At 71.0% G+C, this 21,498-nt stretch carries 22 protein-coding genes and 1 pseudogene; 21 read left to right on the top strand and 2 right to left on the bottom strand.

Annotated features, from left to right (window positions below):
* From QM621_RS06945 to QM621_RS06905, 9 genes and pseudogenes are all read left to right on the top strand, one after another.
* Window positions 1–559, top strand: a pseudogene (locus QM621_RS06945) (hypothetical protein); the annotation flags it as partial.
* A 76-nt stretch (window positions 560–635) separates the two neighbouring features.
* On the top strand, window positions 636–2,144 hold the full coding sequence (locus QM621_RS06940; protein ID WP_414989644.1) for a hypothetical protein: 1,509 nt from the start codon (window positions 636–638) through the stop codon (window positions 2,142–2,144).
* Window positions 2,145–2,358: 214 nt separating this feature from the next.
* Window positions 2,359–3,138 carry an electron transfer flavoprotein subunit beta/FixA family protein gene (locus QM621_RS06935; protein ID WP_414989643.1) on the top strand — a complete coding sequence of 260 codons (780 nt, stop codon included), beginning with the start codon at window positions 2,359–2,361 and terminating at the stop codon, window positions 3,136–3,138.
* Between the two features lie 14 nt (window positions 3,139–3,152).
* Window positions 3,153–4,100, top strand: coding sequence for an electron transfer flavoprotein subunit alpha/FixB family protein (locus tag QM621_RS06930; RefSeq protein WP_414989642.1), 948 nt, complete (start codon window positions 3,153–3,155; stop codon window positions 4,098–4,100).
* A gap of 110 nt (window positions 4,101–4,210) precedes the next feature.
* Window positions 4,211–4,852 carry a hypothetical protein gene (locus QM621_RS06925; protein WP_414989641.1) on the top strand — a complete coding sequence of 214 codons (642 nt, stop codon included), beginning with the start codon at window positions 4,211–4,213 and terminating at the stop codon, window positions 4,850–4,852.
* Window positions 4,849–6,369: a DNA polymerase Y family protein gene (locus QM621_RS06920; protein ID WP_414989640.1), complete on the top strand. Its 1,521-nt coding sequence runs from the start codon at window positions 4,849–4,851 to the stop codon at window positions 6,367–6,369. Before QM621_RS06925 ends, QM621_RS06920 begins: the two co-directional genes overlap by 4 nt.
* 9 nt (window positions 6,370–6,378) lie before the next feature.
* On the top strand, window positions 6,379–9,789 hold the full coding sequence (locus tag QM621_RS06915; protein WP_414989639.1) for an error-prone DNA polymerase: 3,411 nt from the start codon (window positions 6,379–6,381) through the stop codon (window positions 9,787–9,789).
* Between the two features lie 44 nt (window positions 9,790–9,833).
* The gene (locus QM621_RS06910; protein ID WP_414989638.1) at window positions 9,834–10,067 is read left to right on the top strand and encodes a FitA-like ribbon-helix-helix domain-containing protein; all 234 of its coding nucleotides are present in this window, start codon (window positions 9,834–9,836) and stop codon (window positions 10,065–10,067) included.
* Window positions 10,048–10,449 carry a type II toxin-antitoxin system VapC family toxin gene (locus QM621_RS06905; RefSeq protein ID WP_414989637.1) on the top strand — a complete coding sequence of 134 codons (402 nt, stop codon included), beginning with the start codon at window positions 10,048–10,050 and terminating at the stop codon, window positions 10,447–10,449. Before QM621_RS06910 ends, QM621_RS06905 begins: the two co-directional genes overlap by 20 nt.
* Window positions 10,450–10,495: 46 nt before the next feature.
* Here QM621_RS06905 and QM621_RS06900 read toward each other — a convergent pair whose 3' ends face one another.
* Window positions 10,496–12,124, bottom strand: a complete 1,629-nt coding sequence (locus QM621_RS06900; RefSeq protein ID WP_414989636.1) for a hypothetical protein — start codon at window positions 12,122–12,124, stop codon at window positions 10,496–10,498.
* 50 nt (window positions 12,125–12,174) lie between these two features.
* Between QM621_RS06900 and QM621_RS06895 the strand changes: the two genes are divergently transcribed.
* Window positions 12,175–12,327: a helix-turn-helix domain-containing protein gene (locus tag QM621_RS06895; RefSeq protein ID WP_414989635.1), complete on the top strand. Its 153-nt coding sequence runs from the start codon at window positions 12,175–12,177 to the stop codon at window positions 12,325–12,327.
* Between the two features lie 208 nt (window positions 12,328–12,535).
* Here the strand turns inward: QM621_RS06895 and QM621_RS06890 are convergent, their stop codons facing one another.
* Window positions 12,536–12,661, bottom strand: a complete 126-nt coding sequence (locus tag QM621_RS06890; RefSeq protein WP_414989634.1) for a hypothetical protein — start codon at window positions 12,659–12,661, stop codon at window positions 12,536–12,538.
* 238 nt (window positions 12,662–12,899) lie between these two features.
* Between QM621_RS06890 and QM621_RS06885 the strand changes: the two genes are divergently transcribed.
* From QM621_RS06885 to QM621_RS06835, 11 genes are all read left to right on the top strand, one after another.
* Window positions 12,900–13,619 (top strand): NUDIX hydrolase, encoded by a 720-nt coding sequence (locus tag QM621_RS06885; protein ID WP_414989633.1) that lies wholly within the window; start codon window positions 12,900–12,902, stop codon window positions 13,617–13,619.
* Window positions 13,616–14,872, top strand: coding sequence for a quinolinate synthase NadA (nadA, locus tag QM621_RS06880; protein ID WP_414989632.1), 1,257 nt, complete (start codon window positions 13,616–13,618; stop codon window positions 14,870–14,872). The genes QM621_RS06885 and nadA overlap by 4 nt, the downstream gene beginning before the upstream one ends.
* A gap of 8 nt (window positions 14,873–14,880) precedes the next feature.
* Window positions 14,881–16,392: an L-aspartate oxidase gene (gene nadB / locus QM621_RS06875; protein WP_414989631.1), complete on the top strand. Its 1,512-nt coding sequence runs from the start codon at window positions 14,881–14,883 to the stop codon at window positions 16,390–16,392.
* On the top strand, window positions 16,385–17,236 hold the full coding sequence (gene nadC, locus QM621_RS06870; protein ID WP_414989630.1) for a carboxylating nicotinate-nucleotide diphosphorylase: 852 nt from the start codon (window positions 16,385–16,387) through the stop codon (window positions 17,234–17,236). Before nadB ends, nadC begins: the two co-directional genes overlap by 8 nt.
* A 50-nt stretch (window positions 17,237–17,286) precedes the next feature.
* Window positions 17,287–17,481 (top strand): type II toxin-antitoxin system VapB family antitoxin, encoded by a 195-nt coding sequence (locus tag QM621_RS06865; protein ID WP_414989629.1) that lies wholly within the window; start codon window positions 17,287–17,289, stop codon window positions 17,479–17,481.
* Window positions 17,463–17,837, top strand: coding sequence for a type II toxin-antitoxin system VapC family toxin (locus QM621_RS06860; protein ID WP_414989628.1), 375 nt, complete (start codon window positions 17,463–17,465; stop codon window positions 17,835–17,837). The genes QM621_RS06865 and QM621_RS06860 overlap by 19 nt, the downstream gene beginning before the upstream one ends.
* Window positions 17,825–18,940, top strand: coding sequence for a cysteine desulfurase family protein (locus tag QM621_RS06855; RefSeq protein ID WP_414989627.1), 1,116 nt, complete (start codon window positions 17,825–17,827; stop codon window positions 18,938–18,940). Before QM621_RS06860 ends, QM621_RS06855 begins: the two co-directional genes overlap by 13 nt.
* Window positions 18,941–19,130: 190 nt before the next feature.
* The gene (locus QM621_RS06850) at window positions 19,131–19,286 is read left to right on the top strand and encodes a type II toxin-antitoxin system RelE/ParE family toxin (RefSeq protein ID WP_414989626.1); all 156 of its coding nucleotides are present in this window, start codon (window positions 19,131–19,133) and stop codon (window positions 19,284–19,286) included.
* Between the two features lie 16 nt (window positions 19,287–19,302).
* Window positions 19,303–19,602, top strand: a complete 300-nt coding sequence (locus tag QM621_RS06845) for a HigA family addiction module antitoxin (protein ID WP_414989625.1) — start codon at window positions 19,303–19,305, stop codon at window positions 19,600–19,602.
* 46 nt (window positions 19,603–19,648) lie between these two features.
* The gene (locus QM621_RS06840; RefSeq protein WP_414989624.1) at window positions 19,649–20,842 is read left to right on the top strand and encodes a cysteine desulfurase family protein; all 1,194 of its coding nucleotides are present in this window, start codon (window positions 19,649–19,651) and stop codon (window positions 20,840–20,842) included.
* Window positions 20,839–21,474 carry a hypothetical protein gene (locus QM621_RS06835; protein WP_414989623.1) on the top strand — a complete coding sequence of 212 codons (636 nt, stop codon included), beginning with the start codon at window positions 20,839–20,841 and terminating at the stop codon, window positions 21,472–21,474. Before QM621_RS06840 ends, QM621_RS06835 begins: the two co-directional genes overlap by 4 nt.
* Window positions 21,475–21,498 lie beyond the last annotated feature (24 nt).

Below are 21,498 nucleotides of genomic sequence, written 5' to 3'. Positions count from 1 at the left end.
GCGGGTGGCCGCCGAGGCGCGCGCCGAGGCCGAGCGCCAGCAGCAGCGGGCCGCCGAGGAGGCGCGCCTGGACGCCGAGCGTCAGATCGCCGAGGCGGAGGCCGCCGCCGCCGAGAAGGTCGCCGCCGCGCAGGCCGAGGCCCAGCGGGTCGCCGCGCAGGCCGAGGCGGAGGCCAAACGCCGCATCGCCGCTGCCGAGGCGGAGGCCGAGCGGGTCACGGCCGCGTCCAAGCGGGAAGCCCAGGAACGGCTCAGCAAGGCGGTCGCGTCCGCTCGCGAGGCGGCCGAGCTGAAGCTGCAGGAGGCCGAGCGCACCGCGCTGGAGTGGGTCGCCGCCGCCGAGGCGGAGGCCGAGCGGGTGGCGCAGGCGCACATCGTGATGGCCCGACAGTCCGCGATGGAGCAGTCGTCCGTCAGAGTGCCGGAGCCGGCCGTCTCGGAGTTCGTCGACGACGGGGAGCCCGACGCGGCCCCGTCGGGCGAGGCGCCCCGGGAGGTGAGCGGCGAGGCTGGGGATCTGGCCTCCCCGACGAAAAAAAGAGTCCTTCGCCGTAACTGACGTCGCGTCGGCCGTCGAGGAGATCTTCGGTCGGGAGGAGCCTCGGCTGGAGGACTTCGCCGACGAGCCGGTCGCCTTGGCCGAGGGGCCGTCGGAGCCGGTCGAGGCGGTGGACCCGGAGGAGGATCTCTCCGAGCCCGAGCCCGAGCCCGAGCCCGAGCCCGAGCCCGAGCCCGAGCCCGAGCCCGAGCCGGTGGCTTTGGTGGAGAGGGAGCCCGAGACGCCTGCGTGGCGGGTTCGGCCCGATCTGAAGACCGCTGCGGAGTGGGCCGCCGAGGCCTCGCCGGAGGACGACGCCGAGGTCGTCTCGACCTCGGACGAGGATGGCGCCGAGGCCCCGCCGGTCGAGCCGGAGCCCGCGCGGGAGGTTGCCGAGACGTCGGCGCTGTCGCCGCGTCAGGCTGCCAAGGCGCGTCGGATCGCGGCCAAGGCCGCACGGCGCGCCGCACGTCTGGCGGCCCGCCGAGGCTCTCGGGAACTGACGCCGGAGGAGCCCCCGGCCGATGCCTCCGGGCCCGGGAGCCTTCCCCCGGGCGCCGGTCCGCACGTGGTCTCGGAGTCGGAGGCCGTCGGGTCCGCGACTCCGGAGCCGGCGGTGGAGGACTCCGTCGCTCCGGAGCCCGAGTCGGCCGACGAGGCCGCGGAGGAGTCGGCGCCGGTGTCCGAGGAGATGGTCGAGGAGACCCCCCCGGAGGAGCAGCCGCTCTCCGCGCGCGAACGTCGTCGCCAACTGGTCGTCAAGCGTCGGCTGCGCCGCCAGGCCGCTGTCGCCGATCCCGTGGACGTTGTCGAGCCGGTCGAGGAGGAGTCCGTCACCGACGAGCCGGAGGAGGACGCGTCGGCCGACGGTCCGACGGCCGTGATCCCCGTTGTCGCCGCCACTGGCGTCGTCGCGGCGGCCGCATCGGCGTCCGGCGCCGACGACGCCGTGACCGAGCGGATCGACGTTGTCGACGAGGAGGCGACGGCCGAGGGCGAGGTCGTCGAGGCCGACGTCGACGCGACCGTCGAGCAGCCCTTCCCGGTTCTCGAGGCGGTGCCCGAGGAGGACCTGCCCGCCGCTGACCACTCCGACGAGGAGCCGACGGACGAGGCCGCCGTGGGGCCGGACGACCGGGTCGCCGCCCAGCGGGCCAAGGCCGCCGCCAAGCTCGCAGCCCGCGAGGAGAAGCGGCGCAAGGCCGAGGAGAGGGCCGCCGCCCGGATCGAGAAGCACCGGGAGAAGTCGGTCGCGGAACGTCCGTCGGCCGACGGCGTGCCCGAGCCGCCCGCCGATCCCTCGGGGACGTCCGGACCGCTGCTGACCAAGGTCGTCATCGCCGTCGGAGTGCTGGGCCTCGTCCTCTCGGTGGTCCTGGCCTTCGGCGCCCTGCTGGTGGCGCTCGCCATCGGCGGCGGCCTGTACGACGTGGTCGCCGCGGTGTGCGACGTGCTGACCTGGCCGATCTCCGGTCTCGTCAGCTTCGACGGCCCGAACGCCGAGCGCCAGGAGGCCTTGATCACCTGGGGCGCCGGCTCGGTGTTCTACCTGATCATCGGCCTGGTGGCACAGAATGTGCTGCGGTCGAGGCTCGATCAGGAATGAGATGTGACCTATCGCATGAGACGGCTGGTCGCCCTGGCGGCGTCGAGTCGGTAGCATGCGGGTTGCTGAGGGTCGCCTCACTGTCGCGAACCGCGCGGTGGCACAGTGATCCTCAGCAGTTCGACGGCCTCCCGTCGTCGAGCACCGCGCCATCGACAGATGGCCGCGCCGCCGAGTCCCGGCGTCGTGTATCCCGAACTCCAGGAGGGTCCCCGTGACCAAGATCGTTGTGGCGGTCAAGTACGTCCCGGATGCGACGGCCGACCGTACGTTCACGTCCGACAACACTGTCGACCGTGAGGGTGTGGACGGGCTGTTGTCCGAGCTGGACGAGTACGCCGTCGAGCAGGCGCTGCAGATCGTCGAAGAGGGCGACGGCGAGGTGACGGTCGTGACCGTCGGCCCCGACGACGCCGCCGACGCGGTGCGCAAGGCGCTCCAGATGGGCGCCGACGCCGGCGTCCACGTCGTCGACGACGCCATCGCCGGCTCTGACGCCTTCCAGACCTCGCTCATCCTCGCCAAGGCCATCGAGAAGCTCGAGTACGACCTCGTCTTCTTCGGCATGGCCTCCACCGACGGCGGCCTCGGCGTCGTCCCGACGCTCACCGCGGCGCGCCTCGGACTGCCGGCCGTGACCTTCGCCTCGGAGGTCACCGTCGACGGCGACACTGTCAAGATCCGTCGTGACGGCGACGCCGCCAGCCAGGAGATCGAGGCGACCGGCAAGCTCGTCGTCTCGGTCACCGACCAGACCGGCGAGGCCCGCTACCCGTCCTTCAAGGGCATCATGGCGGCCAAGAAGAAGCCGATCGACGAGTGGTCGCTGGCCGACCTGGGCCTCGACGCCTCCGAGGTCGGCGGTGAGAACGCCTGGACCGCGGTCGAGTCGTTCACCCCGCGCCCGCCGCGCACCGCCGGCGAGATCGTGACCGATGAGGGAGACGGCGGCGCCAAGCTCGTCGAGTTCCTCGCCGCCAAGAAGTTCGTCTGAGAAGGAGATCGAACATGTCTGAAGTTCTCGTCCTCATCGACGCCCCCGGGGGCAAGGTCACCAAGCCGTCGCTGGAGCTGTTGACGATCGCCCGCCAGATCGGCGAGCCGTCCGCGGTCGTCTTCGGCGCCGACGTCCCGGCCGAGCTGGCGCAGTACGGCGCGGAGAAGGTCTACCAGCTCGCCGACGCGGTCTACGACGAGTACCTCGTGGCCCCCAAGGCCGAGGCGCTCGCCAAGCTGGTCGGCGACACGAGCCCCGCCGCGGTGCTGGTCCCGTCCAGTGCCGAGGGCAAGGAGATCGGCGCGCGCGTCGCCTTGGCCACCGAGTCGGGCCTCATCACCGACGCCGTCGAGGTCACCGTCGACGGCGACGCGATCACCACCACCCAGAGCGTCTTCGCCGGCAGCTACACCGTCGACGCGAAGGTCGTCAAGGGCGCGCCGGTCATCGCCGTCAAGCCGAACTCGACCACCCCGGTCGAGGCTGCGGGCGCGGGCGCCGTCGAGGCCGTCTCGGTCGAGGTCAGCGACGCCGCCAAGGGCGCCAAGGTCGTCTCCAGCGAGCCGCGTCAGAGCACCGGCCGTCCGGAGCTGACCGAGGCCGCGATCGTCGTCTCCGGCGGCCGTGGCACCGGCGGCGACTTCTCCGAGGTCGAGGCCCTGGCCGACGCCCTCGGCGCGGCCGTGGGCGCCTCGCGCGCGGCGGTCGACTCCGGCTGGAAGCCGCACACCTTCCAGGTCGGCCAGACCGGCAAGGTCGTCTCGCCCCAGCTGTACGTCGCCAACGGCATCTCCGGCGCCATCCAGCACCGGGCCGGCATGCAGACCTCCAAGACCATCGTCGCGGTCAACAAGGACGACGAGGCGCCGATCTTCGAGCTGGTCGACTTCGGCGTCGTCGGCGACCTGAAGACGGTCCTGCCGCAGGCGGTCGAGGAGATCAACAAGCGCAAGGGCTGACCCCCTCGCTCGACCCTCGTGAGGGCCCCCGGACCATGCGTCCGGGGGCCCTCGCAGTTTCCCGGAGCGCACCGCTTGACATGATCGAACAAGTGTTCGATCATGGAGGAGTGGATCTTGAGGAGCTCAGGCGTCGGGTGGCCCGTCTCGAAGGACGGCCGGTCGACACCGCGACGCTGGAGACGCATGAGGTGCTGCGCGGGCTGGTGTCGGTGCGCGCCGGTGGCGTCTACGGCGTCGACGCCGCGTCGCTGGCGCTCGCGCTGTTGGCGGGCCCCTCGTCGTCGGGCGCGTGGTGCGGCGTGGTGGCCTGTCCCGACCTGGGGCTGGGCGCGGCGGCCGAGTGGGGCGTCGACCTCGACCGGCTGGTCGTCGTCCCCGATCCGGGCGCGGCCTGGTGGGAGACGGTCGCGGCGTTGGTCGACGCGCTCACCGTGGTGGTGGCCTGTCCGCCCGCGCGCGTCACCCAACGCGAGGCGGCCCGGCTCGCCGCCCGGTTGCGGACGCGGCAGAGCGTCCTGGCGGTGTGGGGCGAGTGGCCCCGTTGCGAGGCGCGGCTCTCGCTCGTCTCCTCGCAGTGGTCGGGAATCGGCGACGGGCATGGTCGCCTGCGGTCGCGGCGCGCGGTGATCGAGGCACGCGCCGACGTGACCCGTCGTCGTCGACGCGAGGTCTGGCTGCCCGGAACGGACGGGACGCTCGGCGTGGTCGACGAGCCCGCTCCGGTCGAGGCGCTGCGAGGCGTGTCATGAGACGGCGGACGCTCGTCGTGTGGTGCCCCGACTGGCCGGTCGTCGTCGCGCGCGAGCCCGCGGGGGTCCCGGTCGCGGTGATCGAGGTCGGCGAGATCGTCGCCTGCTCCGCCGTGGCGCGTCGTGAGGGCGTGCGCCGGGGCATGCGTCGTCGCGACGCGCAGGCCCGGTGCCCGGAGCTGCGTCTGGTCACGCGGTCCCCGCTGGTCGAGTCGCGCCGTTTCGACGAAGTGCTCGCCGTGGTGGAACAGCGTCTCCCCGACGTGGCCCCGATCCGGCCGGGACTGTGCGCGGCGCGCTTCTCGGGCCGGTACTACGGCGGCGAGGTCGAGGCCGCCGCGGTGATCGCCGAGCAGATCGTCGAGCTGGGCGTGTGGGACGTGCGGTGCGGGGTGGCCGACGGGGCCTTCGCCGCCGAGCAGGCCGCCCGGCAGGCGCCGACCCAAGACGTCCGGGTGGTGCCGCCGGGCGAGGGGGCGGGATTCCTCGCCGACCTGGGCGTGGAGGTGCTGCCGGACGTCCGTCTGACCGGCCTGCTGCGTCGTCTCGGCCTGCGCACGCTGGGCGACTTCGCCCGTCTCGGCGTGGGCGAGGTGCGCACCCGGTTCGGCGACAGCGGAGTGTGGGCGCACGCGCTCGCCCGGGGCCAGGACCCGCGTCCGCCGACGCGTCGCACTCCGCCGCCGGAGTTGGTCTGCGAGCGTCCTTTCGAACCGCCGCTGGAGACGATCGAGGCGGTGGCCTTCAGTTCGCGGCTCACCGCCGAGCAGTTCACCCACCAACTGTCCGAGCACGGCCTCGTCGCCACGGCGGTGCGGGTCGAGGTCGACACCGGCGACCTCGTCGCCTCGACGCGCGTGTGGCGCCACCCCGCCTGGTTCGACTCCGCCGCGCTGCTCGACCGGCTGCGCTGGCAGCTCGCGGCGGCCGGCGAGCGGGGCGAGTCGGGCGAGCCGGTCACCGCGGTGCGTTTCGTGCCGGAGGAGGCCTCCGACCTCGCCGAGCACGCCGAGACGCTGTTCGGCTCGGGGCCCGACGCGCAGGTCGAGCGGAGCGTGGCAAGGGTGCAGGCCACCGCCGGCCCGGAGGCGGTGCGAGCGGTCCGGGCGCAGGGTGGGCGTGGCGCCGCCGACCGGGTCCACAGCGAGGCGTGGGGCGAGCGCATCGCCGTGGCGCGTCCCGCCGAGCGCCCGTGGCCGGGGCAGATCCCCGCGCCCGCGCCCGCCACGGTCTACCCGACGCCGCGTCCGGCGGCGGTCGCCGGGGCGGCGGGGCAACCGGTCGTCGTCTCGGCGCGCGGCATGGTCCAGTCGGCTCCGGCCCGGTTCCGCGTCGCCGAGGAGGGGCCCTGGCGGCAGGTGGCGGCCTGGGCGGGCCCGTGGCCGGTCGACGAGCGGTGGTGGGACGAGACCGCCGCGCGCAAGGTCGCCCGGTTCCAAGTGGTCGGCTCCGACGGCCGCGCCTGGCTGCTGGTCCTCGACGACGACCGCTGGCTCGCCGAGGCCTGCTATGACTGAGGGTTGCTGATGGGGTGGCACAGCCCGGACATCTCGTGGCGGGAGATGGAGCGGCGGCTCAGCGGACGGCCCCGTGAGGCAGGGGAGTCCGATGAGGAGCGAGCCCATGACGTGCCGCGGTCGCGCAGGCGCCGCCGCTATGAGAGCGCTCCCATCGGGCGGCCGGCCGTCACCGTGCCCTACGCCGAGCTGCACTGTCATAGCTCCTTCAGCTTCCTCGACGGCGCGAGCGACCCGAAGGAACTGGTCGAGGAGGCGGTGCGGCAGGGCTTGGAGGCGCTGGCGATCACCGACCACGACGGCTTCGCGGGCGCGCCCGCCTTCGCCGAGGCGGCGCGGGCGCACGGACTGCCGACGGTCTACGGGGCCGAGCTGTCGCTGGGGCTGACCGGTCCGCAGAACGGCGTGCCCGACCCGGAGGGCTCGCATCTGCTGGTGCTGGCGCGCGGGCCGGAGGGCTATCACCGGCTCGCGGGTGCGATCACCGAGGCGAATCTGCGCGGCGACGAGAAGGGCCGTCCCGTCTACGACCTCGACGAGCTCGCCGAGCGGGGCCGCGACCACTGGCTCGTGCTGACCGGCTGCCGCAAAGGCGCGGTGCGGCAGGCGCTCGCCCAGGGCGGTCCGTCGGCGGCCGAGCGGGCGCTCGCCGACCTCGTGGAGCGTTTCGGGCGGGAGAGCGTCGTGGTCGAGTTGACCGACCACGGCCTGCCCGACGACTCGACGCGCAACGACGCGCTGGCCGAGGCGGCGCGGCGGCAGCGGCTCGCCACGGTCGCCACCCAGGCGGTGCACCACGCGCGGCCGGAGGGTGGACGGCTGGCCGCGGCGCTGGCGGCGATCCGCGCCCGGCGCAGCCTGGCCGAGATCGACGGCTGGCTGCCGCCGTCCGGTCTGGCCTATGTGCGTTCGGGCGAGGAGATGGCGGCCCGTTTCGTCCGCTATCCGGGCGCCGTCGAGACGTCGGTCCGACTGGCCCGGGAGTTGGCCTTCGACCTGCGCGCGGTCAGCCCGCGTCTGCCAGTCAAGGGGGTGCCCGACGGGCACACGAATCGCACGTGGTTGCGCAAGCTGGCCGCCGACGGCATCGCCGAGCGGTACGCCGGACGTGAGGACGTCGCCTGGGAGCGCATCGAGCGGGAACTCGCGGTGATCGAGGAGAAGGGCTTCGAGGGCTACTTCCTCATCGTGCACGGCATCGTCGAGTACGCCCGGAAGCAGGGCATTTTGTGCCAGGGCCGGGGCTCCTCGGCGAACTCGGCGCTCTGTTACGCGCTGAAGATCACCGCCATCGACTCGATCTACTACCGCCTGCCCTTCGAGCGCTTCCTCGCCGCGACCCGTGAGGAGGAGCCCGACATCGACGTCGACTTCGACGCAGGGCAGCGCGAGGACGTCATCCAGTGGGTGTACGACACCTACGGCCGTCGCAACGCCGCCCAGGTCGCCAACCTCATCACCTATCGGCCCCGGTCGGCGGTGCGCGACGCGGCCAAGGCGCTCGGCTACTCGCCCGGTCAGCAGGACGCCTTCAGCAAGGGCGTCGAGCGGTGGAGCGGCATCGAGCCGGACGCGTCGATCCCGGAGCCGGTGCGCGAGCTCGCCGACCAGTTGCTCGGCCTGCCCCGCCACCTCGGCATCCACTCCGGCGGCATGATCCTCACCGAACGGCCCATCGGGGAGGTCTGTCCCATCGAGCGGGCGCGCATGGCCGACCGCACCGTCCTGCAGTGGGACAAGGAGGGCTGCGCGCACATGGGGCTGGTCAAATTCGACCTGCTCGGCCTCGGCATGCTCGGCGCGCTCGACACCTGCTTCCGCGTCGTCGCCGAGGAGTTGGGGGAGGCGTGGACGCTCGACGCGATCCCGAAGGAGGAGCCGGGCGTCTACGACATGCTGTGCCGGGCCGACAGCATCGGCGTGTTTCAAGTGGAGAGCCGCGCCCAGATCGGCACGCTGCCCCGGCTCCAGCCGCGCTGTTTCTACGACCTGGCCGTCGAGATCGCGCTCATCCGTCCCGGGCCGATCCAGGGCGGCGCGGTGCATCCGTACATCAGGCGCGCGACGGGCAAGGAGCCGGTGACGTACTGGCATCCGGCGGTTGAGCCGGTGTTGGAGCGGACCCTCGGCGTGCCGCTGTTCCAGGAGCAGCTGATGCAGTTGGCGGTCGTGCTCGGCGACTGCACCGGTGACGAGGCCGACCTGTTGCGCCGGGCGATGGGGTCCAAACGGGGCGTGGAGCGGATCGGCTCGCTGCGCGACAAGCTGATGGACGGCATGGCCGCGAAGGGCATCGAGAGGGAGCAGGCCGAGGCGATCTACGACGCCATCGAGTCCTTCGCCGACTTCGGGTTCGCCGAGAGCCACTCCTTGAGCTTCGCGCTGCTCGTCTACGCGAGCAGTTGGCTGAAGCTGCACTATCCGGCGGGCTTCTTGGTGGCGTTGCTGCGTCATCAGCCGATGGGCTTCTACTCGTCGTCCTCGCTGGTGGCCGACGCCCGGCGGCACGGGGTGACGACCCGGCGGCCCGACATCGCCTGTTCCCAGGCGCAGGCGTCGCTGGAGCCGTTGGGGGAGTCCGCGCCGGTAGGTCTCGACGCGTGTCTGTCCGTCGAGCAGCCGCCGACCGGGGATTTCGACCCCGACGGCCCCGACCCGACGCTGACGCATCGCCGCGACGGGGCGTTCGCGGTGCGACTGGGGTTGAGCAGCGTGCGCGGGGTCGGGAAGGAAGTTGCCGAGCGGGTGGTCGCGGCGCGGGCCGAGCGTCCGTTCACCGACCTGGCCGACGTCGCCCGTCGCGCCGAGCTGACGCAGACGCAGCTGGAGGCGCTGGCCACGGCGGGCGCCTTCGACGCGCTGGGGCTGTCACGTCGGGAGGCGCTGTGGCAGGCGGGCTACAGCGACAGCCCTGACATGCTGCCGGGCACGGCGGTGACGTCCGCGCCGCCGCCCTTGCCCGCGTTGAATCCGGTCGAGGAGACGTTGGCCGACCAGTGGGCCACCCGCGTCACCCCGGACGGGCATCCGATGGAGCATCTGCGGGAGCTGCTGCGCGCTGAGGGGGTGAGCTCGGTGGCCGAGGCGATGGCGGCGGAGTCGGGCAGTCGGGCGTGGGTGGCCGGGCTCATCACCCACCGCCAGCGTCCGGGCACCGCCAGCGGTGTCACCTTCCTCAACGTCGAGGACGAGACCGGCATGCTCAACGTCGTGGTGTTCGGCGCGGTGTGGGAGCGCCACCGCCGGGTCTTCCGCAACGCCGCCGGCGTGGTGATCCGCGGCCTCGTCGAGGTCACCGACGATCGCGTCGTCAACCTTGTCGCCGAACGCGTCGACCCCATCGAGTCCCGCTACCCGTCCGCCGCCCAGGCCGGCGCGGCCGCGCTGTCCGCGCGGCACCGGAGCCGGGATTTCCAGTGAAGCGAGAACTTCCATGCCGAGGCCGCGCGGGTTACATTGGCGCTATGCCCACGATCCAGATTCCGAATGTACCTGACGAGACGCACACCGTCTTGCGTCAGCGTGCGGAGCGAGCCGGGCAGTCATTGCAGGACTACGTGAGGGACCAGCTCGTCGCCGAGGCGAGTCAGCGTCCTCCCAGCGAGGTCTTCGCCGAGGTCGATGAACGTGTCGACAACGCCGACCTTGACATCGCCGAGCTGGCACAGGCTATCCGAGATGGCCGACCTCGTCGTTGACGCCGGAGTCATGGCCGCTGCGCTCTGGGCAGACAGGGGCGTCGGTTCGATGGCTCGAGAACGGTTGAACGGACAGCAGATCCACGTGCCGGAACTTCTTGATCTGGAGGTGGCTTCGGTGCTCCGCCGCCACGTCCGGCATGGGCTCGTGACTCAGGAACGGGCTGATCGTGCCATCGCCGATCTCACCACGCTCAGGATGCGTCGGTACGGCCACAGCGCGCTGCTTCCGACGATCTGGTCGCTTCGTGACAACATCACGGCTTATGACGCTGCGTATGTCGCCCTGGCGATGAAACTGGAAACGGTGCTGCTGACGGTCGATGCTCGACTGGCGACGGCAGCCGAGCGTCATGGCCGAGTCGAACTGTTGGCAGAGTAGGAAGGTAGGCCGCGAGGGAGACTCCGTGGTCGGCGTCTCTCAGGCATCAGGCTTTCGTTTCGATGACTGCCGGCCCCGATCCGAGGAGTTCTGTCCGTTCCTCCTCAGGAATCGCCATCGACTCGGCGAGCACGGCGGCCAGCGCGTCGACGTGAGAGCGGTCGATCTCGGCGTCGAAGAGCCAGCGGAGGTTCTCATCGCGCGTGACGAGGTCGAGCGCGGTGGCCCCCTCATGGCGGTCCGAGGTCCTGAGCCGCAGGTAGCGCACCTGGTCGAGCGGGAGGTCGTGGGTGATCTCGCCCTCTTCGAGGAAGTCGCTCGTGGCGGCGATGAGGACGCGCCGGTCCGTGACGGCGACGAGGGTCCGTTCGGGTTCACGGTCGCGCAAGGCGGCCAGCCGGTCTTTGGCTCCGCTGAGGAGCGCCGCGAAAGGACCGGGGTCGTCCAGTTGGTCGGGGAAGGCCAACGCGCGCAGCGTCTCGCCACCGTCGAGGAACCAACGCAGCACGCGGAGGTGAGGCGCGACGTCGAGGTCGTCGGGAGCGGCGGCGATCTCGGGAGTGACGAGTTCCGGGCTCGGAGGGCGAAGGCTGTCGGCCAGCGGTGTGAGCGCTTCGAGGAGGCGCGCCGACATCGCGCGAGATGCCTGGGCGTCCCTGCGCCTCGACGGCAGGAGCGAGCCCGGACGTCCTGGAAGCTCGGCGATCACGCGGAGCTCACGCGTCAGGGCGTCGATGAGGCCGACCGCCTCCGGCAGCGCTGACTCGAGTTCGGCGTGCGTGCCTTCCTGGATGGTCGTGACCAGCCGCTCCTCGGCGGCCGGGTCGTCGCCGATGCCGCGTGTGTGGGCGGCGTACAAGGAGCGGTGGCCGACCCAGGCCTTCAAAGCGGTCAACAGCGCGTGGGCGTCGAAGAAGATCGTCTCGGCGTTGTCCTGCAGATATTCGCGGCGAGCGCGCGCCTGTCGTTGCTGGAGTTCGGCGATGTGGCCGGTGACCTTGCGGTGGTAGAGATCGCGCTGGGCGACGAGGTCGGCGCGCTTCCCGGCCACGGTGTCCCAGATCGAACGCGGGACCGCGCCTGTCGAGCGCGCGTCGTCGAGAGCGTGGTCGACGGCCTCGGACAATCCGGTCAGCGTGGCCCACTGCTCCTGACGCAGAGTGGTGAGCACCTGCGTCGTCAGCGCGATATTGCTTCTCACCAGGCTGGTCACCTCGTTCAGCTGCGCTTGCAAGGCGATCATGGCGAGCGCTGGACCGAGGGAGGCGGCGCCCTGGGCCAGGCTGAGCGGATTGACCTCGACGAAGCGCGCCTGCGCGACGATCTCGCCGTTCTTGAAGATCGCGCCGAGATTCGCCCCGTCCTTGATCGCGAGGACGCCGCCGGAGTTCATCAACGCTTGGGAGGCGTCGGCCAGACGGTAGAGCCCTTGGGCGCTGGCCGCTGCCTGCCCCAGGACGCCAGTGACGGCGGCGCTGGCGCCGACCGCGCTGAGCAGTGTCGTGACCTGCGCTCGGTCGACCGCTGGCACCGCGCTGAAGTCGTCGAGCGGCGTCAGGTCGAGATGCGCGGGGAGATCCCCGTAGGCGGCGACCACCCCGGGAGCCACCTCCGCGAGCACCGCCGTCGGGCGGTCTGTGTCGGGATCGGTCTCCGTCGTCGCCTCATCTGACATGGGTGTCATCGTAGGTATAGCGGGGGGCTGTCCAGACGCCGCGTTTCGCCGTGAGACTCGATCAGTTCTTTGACGTCCAGGTCGAAGGCGGCCAGCGGACCGTTACGGTCGAACGCCTGAAGGACATCGCTCAGGCGCTGGGTGTCGAGGTCGTCGACCTCTTCGCTGTGGGTGACTCAGAGAACGACCACGGTCTCGGCTGAGGCGTGAGGGATCGCCGAGACGGGCACGCGTGTGTCGAGGGTGACGAAGCGGCCGTCGTGACGGACCGCGAGCGCCAGGAGGTAGAGGTCGGTCACCTGCCGGGAGCCGAGCACATGCCGTGGGCTGACGTGGGCGGAATCGATGATGCTGAGGTCGCAGGGCCAGAACTCATGGTGCGGCGAGGGGCACTGGCATCGAGCAGGGCTGTCACTCGCTGATCTCCTCGCGAATCTGCTCGACGATCTCATTGGTCACGATGCCGCCACGGGACGGGAAAGGCTGGAACCCCAAGAACTTTTCGTCGTCGTCGGCGGCGGGCGGCGCGGTGCGCATGTATCTGATGCTAACGCGCCAAGTGCAGGTGGTGACCGAGAATGATGGATTCGGGCTGTGATCACTACCTCAATCCATCATCCTGCGTTCCGTCGGAGACGAAGAACGATGGAAAGCGGTCGCTATGACAACCCAAAGCCATCATCCTGCGTCCCCGGCGCGCCGCGCCGACGCTTAGTGTTGACATGACCTTAAGTCGTGTTAGAGTCATCCTGACCTTAAAGAAGGAGGTGGCCTCATGACCGTTCAGGAGCCCGCGACGACCCTCGCCCGTCAGCACGTCCAGCAGCGGGTCGAGTTGGCCGTCTCCACGGTGATCTTCGCGCTGCGGCCGCATCCGGTCAGCGGGGAGCCGACGATCTGGCTGCCGCTCGTGCGCCGCATCCGCGAGCCGCACCTCGGCCAGTGGGCGCTGCCCGGCGGGCCGCTGGAGTCCGACGAGGACCTGGCCGCCTCCGCGCGGCACACTCTCGAACGCACCACCGGCCTCGCCCCGCACTATCTGGAGCAGCTCTACGCCTTCGGCCGCGTCGACCGCTCGCCCGACCGCGTCGTCTCCATCGTCTACTGGGCGCTCGTGCGGGCCGAGGAGGACGCGCAGAGCGTCGTCGGCGACAACGTCGAGTGGTTCGTCGCCGACGAGGTGCCCGAGCTCGCCTTCGACCACAACGACATCGTCGACTACGCGCTCACCCGGCTGCGCGCCAAGATCACCTACTCGCCGATCGCCTACGGCTTCCTGCCCGAGGAGTTCACCCTCGCCCAGCTGCGCGAGGTGTACGAGGCGGTGCTCGGCCGCCGCCTCGACCCCGCCAACTTCCGCCGCCAGGCGCTGCGCACACTGAAAGCCACCGGACGCTGCCTGTCCGGCCGGAGCCACCGGCCGCCCGCGCTGTACCGCTTCGACCCGTCCACCATCCGACCGACCACGTTGACCTTCCCCGAGGAGCCACGATGACCGCCTCCGTCAATGAACTCATCACCGCCGCTCCCGGCGCCACCTGCGACACCGACCTCGCGAAGGGTCCGTGGGACTTCGACCTGAGCCCCGGCTACGGCCCCGGCGCGTCGGAGTTCGACCTCATCCCCGACCCCGTCGTGCGCCCCGGCCAGCTGCCGACCGCCTACCAGAAGATGAGCGACGAGGAGCTGCACGCCCGCATCCGCGCGGCCAAGGAGGCCCTCGGCGACAAGCTCGTCATCCTGGGCCACTTCTACCAGCGCGACGAGGTCGTGCAGTACGCCGACTTCGTGGGCGACTCCTTCCAGCTCGCCAACGCCGCGCTGACCAAGCCCGACGCCGAGACCATCGTCTTCTGCGGCGTGCACTTCATGGCCGAGACCGCCGACATCCTGGCGCGGCCCGAGCAGCACGTCATCCTGCCGAACCTCGCCGCCGGCTGCTCGATGGCCGACATGGCCGACGAGGACTCCGTCGAGTCGGCGTGGGCCGAGCTGATGGAGCTGTACGCCGACGAGGACGACTCCGAGCTGGCGTCGGTCATCCCGGTCACCTACATGAACTCCTCGGCCGCGCTCAAGGCGTTCTGCGGCCGCAACGGCGGCATCGTCTGCACCTCCTCGAACGCCGCGACCGTGCTGGAGTGGGCCTTCGAGCGGGGCCGCCGCGTCCTGTTCTTCCCCGACCAGCACTTGGGGCGCAACACCGCCAAGGCGATGGGCGTGCCGCTCGAACAAATGCCGATGATCAATTCACGTAAGCCCGGCCTCGGCGTGGAGCGGCAGGACTTGCTCGACGCGAAGGTCCTGCTGTGGCCCGGCTTCTGCTCGGTGCACAAGCGGTTCAGCGTTGCGCAGATCGAGCAGGCGCGCGCGCAGTTCCCCGGCTGCAAGGTGATCGTGCACCCGGAGAGCCCGATGCCGGTGGTCGACGCCGCCGACGCCTCCGGCTCCACCGACGCGATCCGCAAGTTCGTGATCGCCAGCGAGCCGGGCGACGTGATCGCCATCGGCACCGAGATCAACATGGTCAACCGGCTCGCCGCCGAGTTCCCCGACCGCACGATCTTCTGCCTCGACCCGGTCATCTGCCCCTGCTCGACCATGTACCGCATCCACCCGGGCTACCTCGCCTGGACGCTGGAGGGCCTGGTCGAGGGGGAGATCCGCAACGAGATCGTCGTCGACGACGACACCGCCACCTACGCCAAGGTCGCCCTCGAGCGCATGCTCGCGGCCCTGCCCAAGTAAGGGAAAACATGACTCACATCCTCATCGTCGGCAGCGGCGTCGCCGGACTCACCGCGGCGCTCGACGCCGACGGCCGCGACGGCGTCGAGGTCACGCTCGTCACGAAGTCGACGCTCGACCAGTCGAACACCTGGTTCGCCCAGGGCGGCGTCGCCGTCGTCACCTCCGCCGACGACACCGTCGCCTCCCACGTGGCCGACACGCTCGTCGCCGGGGCCGGCCTGTCCGAGGACGAGGCGGTCGAGGTGCTGTGCGCCGAAGGCCCCGAGGCCGTCCAGCATCTCATCGACCGGGGGGTGCTCTTCGACGTGCACGAGGGGCAGCTCGCCCGCGGCCTGGAGGCGGCGCACTCGCATCAGCGCATCCTGCACGCCGGCGGCGACGCGACGGGCGCGGCCATCGCGGCGGCGCTCATCGACCGGTTGCGCGACTCCGGCGTCACGGTGCGCGAGAACACCACCGTCACCGACCTGATCGTCGAGCACGGCCGGGTCGTCGGCGCGACGGTGCTCGGCGAGGAGCCGATCCGCGCCGACGCCGTCGTGCTGGCCACCGGCGGCGCGGGCCAGTTGTACCCGTACACGACCAACCCGGCGGTCGCCACCGGCGACGGCCTGGCGATGGCGCTGCGTGCGGGCGCGTTCGCGGCCGACCTGGAGTTCTACCAGTTCCACCCGACGTCGCTGGCCGTCCCCGGCAGCCCGCTCGTCTCCGAGGCGGTGCGTGGCGAGGGCGCGGTGCTCGTCGACGACGCGGGCCACCGCTTCATGACCGACGTCCACCCCGACGCCGAGCTCGCCCCCCGCGACGTGGTCGCCCGGGGCTGCGCCGCCGCGATGGCGAAGCAGGGCGGCGTGCCGGTGCGGCTCGACGCCACCGCGCTCGGCGGTGAGTTCCTGGCCAAACGTTTCCCGACCATCGACGCCATCGTGAAGGCCAATGGCTTCGACTGGGGCAGCGACCCCATCCCCGTCGCGCCCGCCGCGCACTACTACATGGGCGGCATCCGCACCGACCTGTGGGCGCGGACCTCGCTGCCCGGCCTGTTCGCCGTCGGCGAGGTCGCCTGCAACGGCCTGCACGGCGCCAACCGGCTCGCGTCGAACTCGCTGTTGGAGGGCGCGGTCTACGGACGGCGGGTGGTCGACGCGGCGTTGGGCCTGGCCGAGCCGGCGGAGGGCTTCGACTCCGAGTGGGCCGACCCGGTCGTGCTGCCGCCCGCGGCCGGAGGCGTCGCGGTGAGCCGCGCCGACCTGCAGCAGATCCTGTGGGACGCCGCCGGACTCGTGCGCGACGGCGCGACCCTGCGGGAGGCGGGCGAACGGCTCACCGCCGCCGCGACCCCGGTCGCCAGCGACGCGAAGTCGGCCGAGGACGCCAACCTGTTCGTCGTCGCCCAGGCGGTCATCGCGAGCGCGCTGGCCCGCCAGGAGTCGCGCGGCGGCCACTTCCGCAGCGACTTCCCCGACACCGACAGCGCCCAGGCCGTGCACAGCGTGGTGGTGATGAAGCGTGCTTGACCGCGACCAGATCCGGCCCATCGTCCATCTGGCCCTCGACGAGGACGCGCCGTCGGGCGACGTCACCTCGCAGGTGTTCATCCCCGTCGAGGCGCAGGCGACGGCCGACCTCGTCGCCCGCGAGCCGGGCGTGATGGCGGGCGTCGAGGTCGTCGAGGTGGTCTTCGAGGAGGTCGACCCCGACGTCGAGGTGACGTGGCGGGTGGCCGACGGCGACGTCTTCGGCCCCGGCGACGTGCTCGCCACGATCACCGGCTCGGCCCGGTCGATCCTGCGCGGCGAGCGGATCGCGCTCAACCTGATCCAGCGCATGTGCGGCATCGCCGCGATGACCGCCGAGTACGTGAGGGCGGTCGCGCACACCTCGGCGCGGGTCGTCGACACCCGCAAGACCACGCCGGGCCTGCGTCCGCTGGAACGCCACGCGGTGCGCTGCGGCGGCGGCCACAACCACCGCTACTCGCTGTCGGAGGCCGTCATGGCCAAGGACAACCACCTGGCGCTGACCGACGACGTCACGGCGGCCATCCGGGCGGCGCGCGAGCAGATCCCGCACACGATGCACCTGGAGGTCGAGGTCGACCGGATCGACCAGATCGAGCCGGTGCTGGCCGGCGGCGTCGACACGATCATGCTCGACAACTTCTCCGTCGAGGAGTTGCGGCAGGGCGTCGAGATCGTCGGCGACCGGGCGTTGGTGGAGGCCAGCGGCGGCGTCCGCCTCGACACCATCGCCGCCATCGCCGAGACCGGCGTCGACGTGATCAGCGTCGGCGCCCTGACCCACAGCGTGAGGTCGCTCGACATCGGACTGGATGTTCGCTTAGAATCAGCATCGAAATAAGCATCGAAATAAGCATCGAGTGATGCTCTATTTGACGCTTGGGGGATGGGATGAGGACGACAGTCAACCTTGATGACGAGTTGTTGGCCGATGCGATGGACTACACCGGCATCACTGAGAAGACGGCTCTAGTGAACGCCGGGCTCAAAGCACTGGTTGAACGAGAGGCCGCACGGCGTCTCGTGTTGCTCGGTGGGAGTGACCCGTCGGCGACGGTGGCGCCGCGATGTCGCGCGGCTCGATGATCCTGGTCGACTCACCGGTGTGGATCGATCACCTCCATGCCGAAGAGCCGGAACTCTCTGAGCTGTTGTCAGGGCAACAGGTGGTCATGCACATGGCGGTGTTGGGTGAGGTGGCGCTCGGGCAGATGAAGCAGCGTGAGCGTGTGCTTGACGGGATGCGGCGACTTCCCTTCGTTCGTGGAGCGCGTGACAACGAAGTGGTGACGTTGATCGAGCGCCAGCCGTTGCATGGGCGGGGCATCGGCTATGTCGACGCCGTGTTGCTGGCTTCGACGTTGCTGACGCCGGGGACCCGGCTGTGGACGCGCGACAAGCGGCTGAAGAAGTTGGCTGAGGAACTGGGGTGCGCGTGGTGATCTACCTCGACGAGGCCGCGACCACGCCCGTGCGACGGGACGTGTTGGAGGCCATGTGGCCGTATCTGACCGGCACGTTCGGCAATCCGTCGAGCCATCACGAGGTGGGCGAGTTGGCGCGGCGCGGGTTGGAGGAGGCGCGGCGGGCGGTCGCGGACTTCCTCGGCGCGCGGCCCGGCGAGGTCGCCTTCACCTCCGGCGGCACCGAGTCCGACAACGCCGCCGTCAAAGGCATCGCCCTCGCCTCCACGCGCGGGAGGCATGTGGTGGTCAGCGCCATCGAGCACCCGGCGGTCTTGGAGTCGGCGCGCTGGCTCGCGACGCAGGGCTTCGAGGTGACCGAACTCGGCGTCGACGAGCTTGGACACGTCACGCCCGACGCGCTCGCCGCCGCTCTGCGCGACGACACCGCGCTGGTCAGCGTGCAGCACGCCAACAACGAGGTCGGCACGGTCCAGGACATCCCCGCGCTGGCCGCCGTCGCCGCCGAGCGTGGCGTCCCCTTCCACACTGACGCCGTGCAGTCGGCGGGCTGGCTCGACCTCGACGTCACCGCGCTCGGCGTGCAGGCGCTCAGCCTGTCGGGCCACAAACTCGGCGCCCCCAAGGGCGTCGGCGCGCTCTTCCTCGCCCGCCGCACCCCGGCCGAGCCGCTGCTGCACGGGGGAGGGCAGGAGAGTGAACGGCGGTCGGGCACCGAGAACGTCGCCGCCGCTGTCGGTCTGGCTGCCGCGGTCCGTGCCGAGCGCCCCGACGCCGCCGGAGTCGCCGCGCTGCGCGACGCCTTCATCGAGCGGATCCTCGCCGAGGTCGCGGGCGCACGGCTGACCGGCGACCCCGTCCACCGGCTCCCCGGCAACGCCTCCTTCGTCTTCCCCGGCCGATCCGGCGAGTCGATCCTGCTCGACCTCGAACGCCGGGGCGTCGTCTGCTCCTCCGGCTCGGCCTGCCACGCCGGCAGCGACGAGCCCAGCCACGTGCTCACCGCCATGGGCGTCGAGCGCGAGGTCGCCCAGACTGCCGTCCGCTTCACCTTCGGCGCCGCGATCACCGCCGACATGCTCGACACCGCCGCCGACGCCCTCGTCGAGGTCGTGGGTTGAACTGTCAGTGACGCCCTTGTGGAAAACTGATTGGACGTAGTAACGTCCAACGTTAAGGTCGACGGATGATCCAATCATTCGGCGATGCGACCACAGAGAAGGTGTGGCGGCGTGAGGCGGTTCCTCGGCTGGGAATGGATCTTCAACGAGCGGCGCACCGAAAGCTCAAGATCCTTCATCGGGCAGCCCCGTGAATGATCTTCGAGTCCCACCAGGAAACCGGTTGGAGAAGTTGAAGGGCGACAGGTCGGGACAGCACTCCATCAGGGTCAACGACCAGTACCGGATCTGTTTCCGTTGGACGAGCGAGGGGCCGACTGATGTCGAGATCGTCGACTATCACTGATCGAGAAGAGGTCACGATGACGCGAGAGACGGCACACGAGCCGATCCACCCGGGGGAGATCCTGTTCGAGGAGTTCCTCAAGCCTCTCGGCATCTCGCAGTACCGCTTGGCGCAGACGATCGGGGTGTCTCCGCGCCGGATCAACGAGATCGTCCACGGCCAACGTCGGGTGACTCCCGAGACGGGTATCCGGCTCTCCCGAGCATTGGGCATGAGCGAGCTTTTCTGGGTGCATCTTCAGGCCGACTACGACATCGAGATGGAGAAGGAACGCCACGGAGCCCTGCTCGACGCCATCACTCCGCTCACCGCGTGAGATGGGTCGGACGACCGGAAAGCCGCAGCCTACGATGGAGCAAGCCATGACCGACTCCGCCCGCGCCTACCTCGACCATGCGGCCACCACGCCGATGGTTCCCGAGGCGATCGAGGCGATGGTCGAGCAGATGGGGCGCACGGGCAATCCGTCGTCGCTGCACGGCTCGGGACGCGCCGCGCGCCGCGTCGTGGAGGAGTCGCGTGAGCTGATCGCCGAGCGGATCGGCGCGCGGCCCAGCGAGGTCGTGTTCACCTCCGGCGGCACCGAGGCCAACAACCTCGCCATCAAAGGCCTGTTCTGGTCGCGGCACGGACAAGACCCCGCGCGCCGTCGCCTGGTGTTCAGCGCCATCGAGCACCACGCGCTGCTCGACCCGGTCGTCTGGCTCGGCAAGCAGCAGGACGCCGAGGTCGTCACCACGGCCGTCGACCGGCATGGCGTGATCCGTCTCGACGACCTGCGCGCCAGCGTCGAGGCCGATCCGCTGAGCATCGCGGCCATCACGACCATGTGGGCCAATAACGAGATGGGCTCGGTGCAGCCGATCGACGAGGTCGTCGCGCTGGCCCGCCCCCACGGCATCCCCGTGCACAGCGACGCGGTGCAGGCCGCCGGACATGTGCCCATCGACTTCGGCGCCAGCGGCCTCGACGCCATGACGATCACCGCGCACAAACTCGGCGGTCCTGTCGGCGTCGGCGCGCTCGTCGCGGTGCGCGAGCTGGAGCTGATGCCGTTGCTGCACGGCGGAGGCCAGGAGCGCGACGTGCGTTCCGGCACCCTCGGCGCGCCGCTCATCGCCGCCTTCGCCGCCGCGGTCGACGTCGCGGTGCGCCGCCGTGAGACCGAGGCCGCGCGGCTGGAGACGCTGCGAGCGCGACTGATCGACGGCGTCAAAGCCCTCGTGCCCGACGCGGTGGTCAACGGCCCGAGCGACCTGGCGGCCCGCCTGCCGCACATCGCCCACCTGACCTTCCCCGGCTGCGACGGCGACGCGATGCTCATGCTCTTCGACGCCCACGGGGTCGAGGTCTCCACCGGGTCGGCCTGCACCGCGGGCGTTCCGCAGCCGAGCCACGTGCTGCTCGCGATGGGCTACGACGAGGAGTCCGCGGGCAGCTCGCTGCGGTTCAGCCTCGGCCACACCACGACGGAGGCCGAGATCGACCGAGCGCTCGCGGTGCTGCCGGAGGTCCATGAGCGGGCGCGCGCGGCGCGCCGGGTGCGTTCGTCGTGATCGTCCTGCGGCCCGACGTCGAGCGGTATCGGACCTGGCTGGGACGTCCCGACCTCATGGTGGTCGGGTTGGTCGTCGGCGTCGTCGTGCTGCCGCTGTCGCGCGCTCTCGTCGAGGGCGACGCGCGAGGGACGCTCACGATGGTCGCGTCAATCCTGATCGCGGTGTTGCTCAGTCTGCTTTCGGTGACCGCGTATCTGCGTACCGCCACCGTGACGCTGACCGCCGAGACGATCGAGTACCGGCGACTGTTCGTCCGTCGCACCGTCTTGCCCCGCGAGGGACTGCGCGGCATCCTCACGATCTATAGCCCGTCGTTCTCCGCGCAGGACATGGACCTGCTGGTGCTGCAACGAGACAGCGGACGCGGAGCGAAGATCCGGATCAACGGGGCGGCCTGGCGGCGCGCGGACCTGTCGACGATCGCCCGTCACGCCCGCGTCGCCACCATCGCCGGTCCGGTGGACGCGCGCGAGGTCGAGGCCCGCGTGCCGGGCATCTTGCAGGGGTGGGAGCGGCGTCCGGTCCTCTGGGTCGTCGGCGGCGGGATCGCCCTCCCCCTCGTGTTGTTCGTGATCGGGGTCGTCGTGCTGGTGGTGCTGGAACTGCTCGGCGTCGGCGTGGTCTCGTAGGCTGGTCGGGTGGACAGGAACGCG

The organism is Aeromicrobium sp. (assembly GCF_047606445.1).
GTDB lineage: Bacteria > Actinomycetota > Actinomycetes > Propionibacteriales > Nocardioidaceae > Aeromicrobium.
The sequence above is the reverse complement of the archived record's forward strand: the minus strand, read 5'-3'. Positions and strand labels throughout refer to the sequence as shown.

Bases quoted from the DNA above. Each gene is read 5' to 3' on its own strand.
- QM621_RS06930 (WP_414989642.1), top strand. From the start codon at position 3,153: ATGTCTGAAGTTCTCGTCCTCATCGACGCCCCCGGGGGCAAGGTCACC.
- QM621_RS06920 (WP_414989640.1), top strand. From the start codon at position 4,849: ATGAGACGGCGGACGCTCGTCGTGTGGTGCCCCGACTGGCCGGTCGTC.
- QM621_RS06915 (WP_414989639.1), top strand. From the start codon at position 6,379: ATGGGGTGGCACAGCCCGGACATCTCGTGGCGGGAGATGGAGCGGCGG.
- QM621_RS06910 (WP_414989638.1), top strand. From the start codon at position 9,834: ATGCCCACGATCCAGATTCCGAATGTACCTGACGAGACGCACACCGTC.
- QM621_RS06905 (WP_414989637.1), top strand. From the start codon at position 10,048: ATGGCCGACCTCGTCGTTGACGCCGGAGTCATGGCCGCTGCGCTCTGG.
- QM621_RS06900 (WP_414989636.1), bottom strand. From the start codon at position 12,124: ATGTCAGATGAGGCGACGACGGAGACCGATCCCGACACAGACCGCCCG.
- QM621_RS06890 (WP_414989634.1), bottom strand. From the start codon at position 12,661: ATGCGCACCGCGCCGCCCGCCGCCGACGACGACGAAAAGTTCTTGGGG.
- QM621_RS06885 (WP_414989633.1), top strand. From the start codon at position 12,900: ATGACCGTTCAGGAGCCCGCGACGACCCTCGCCCGTCAGCACGTCCAG.
- nadA (WP_414989632.1), top strand. From the start codon at position 13,616: ATGACCGCCTCCGTCAATGAACTCATCACCGCCGCTCCCGGCGCCACC.
- nadB (WP_414989631.1), top strand. From the start codon at position 14,881: ATGACTCACATCCTCATCGTCGGCAGCGGCGTCGCCGGACTCACCGCG.
- QM621_RS06865 (WP_414989629.1), top strand. From the start codon at position 17,287: ATGAGGACGACAGTCAACCTTGATGACGAGTTGTTGGCCGATGCGATG.
- QM621_RS06860 (WP_414989628.1), top strand. From the start codon at position 17,463: ATGTCGCGCGGCTCGATGATCCTGGTCGACTCACCGGTGTGGATCGAT.
- QM621_RS06845 (WP_414989625.1), top strand. From the start codon at position 19,303: ATGACGCGAGAGACGGCACACGAGCCGATCCACCCGGGGGAGATCCTG.
- QM621_RS06840 (WP_414989624.1), top strand. From the start codon at position 19,649: ATGACCGACTCCGCCCGCGCCTACCTCGACCATGCGGCCACCACGCCG.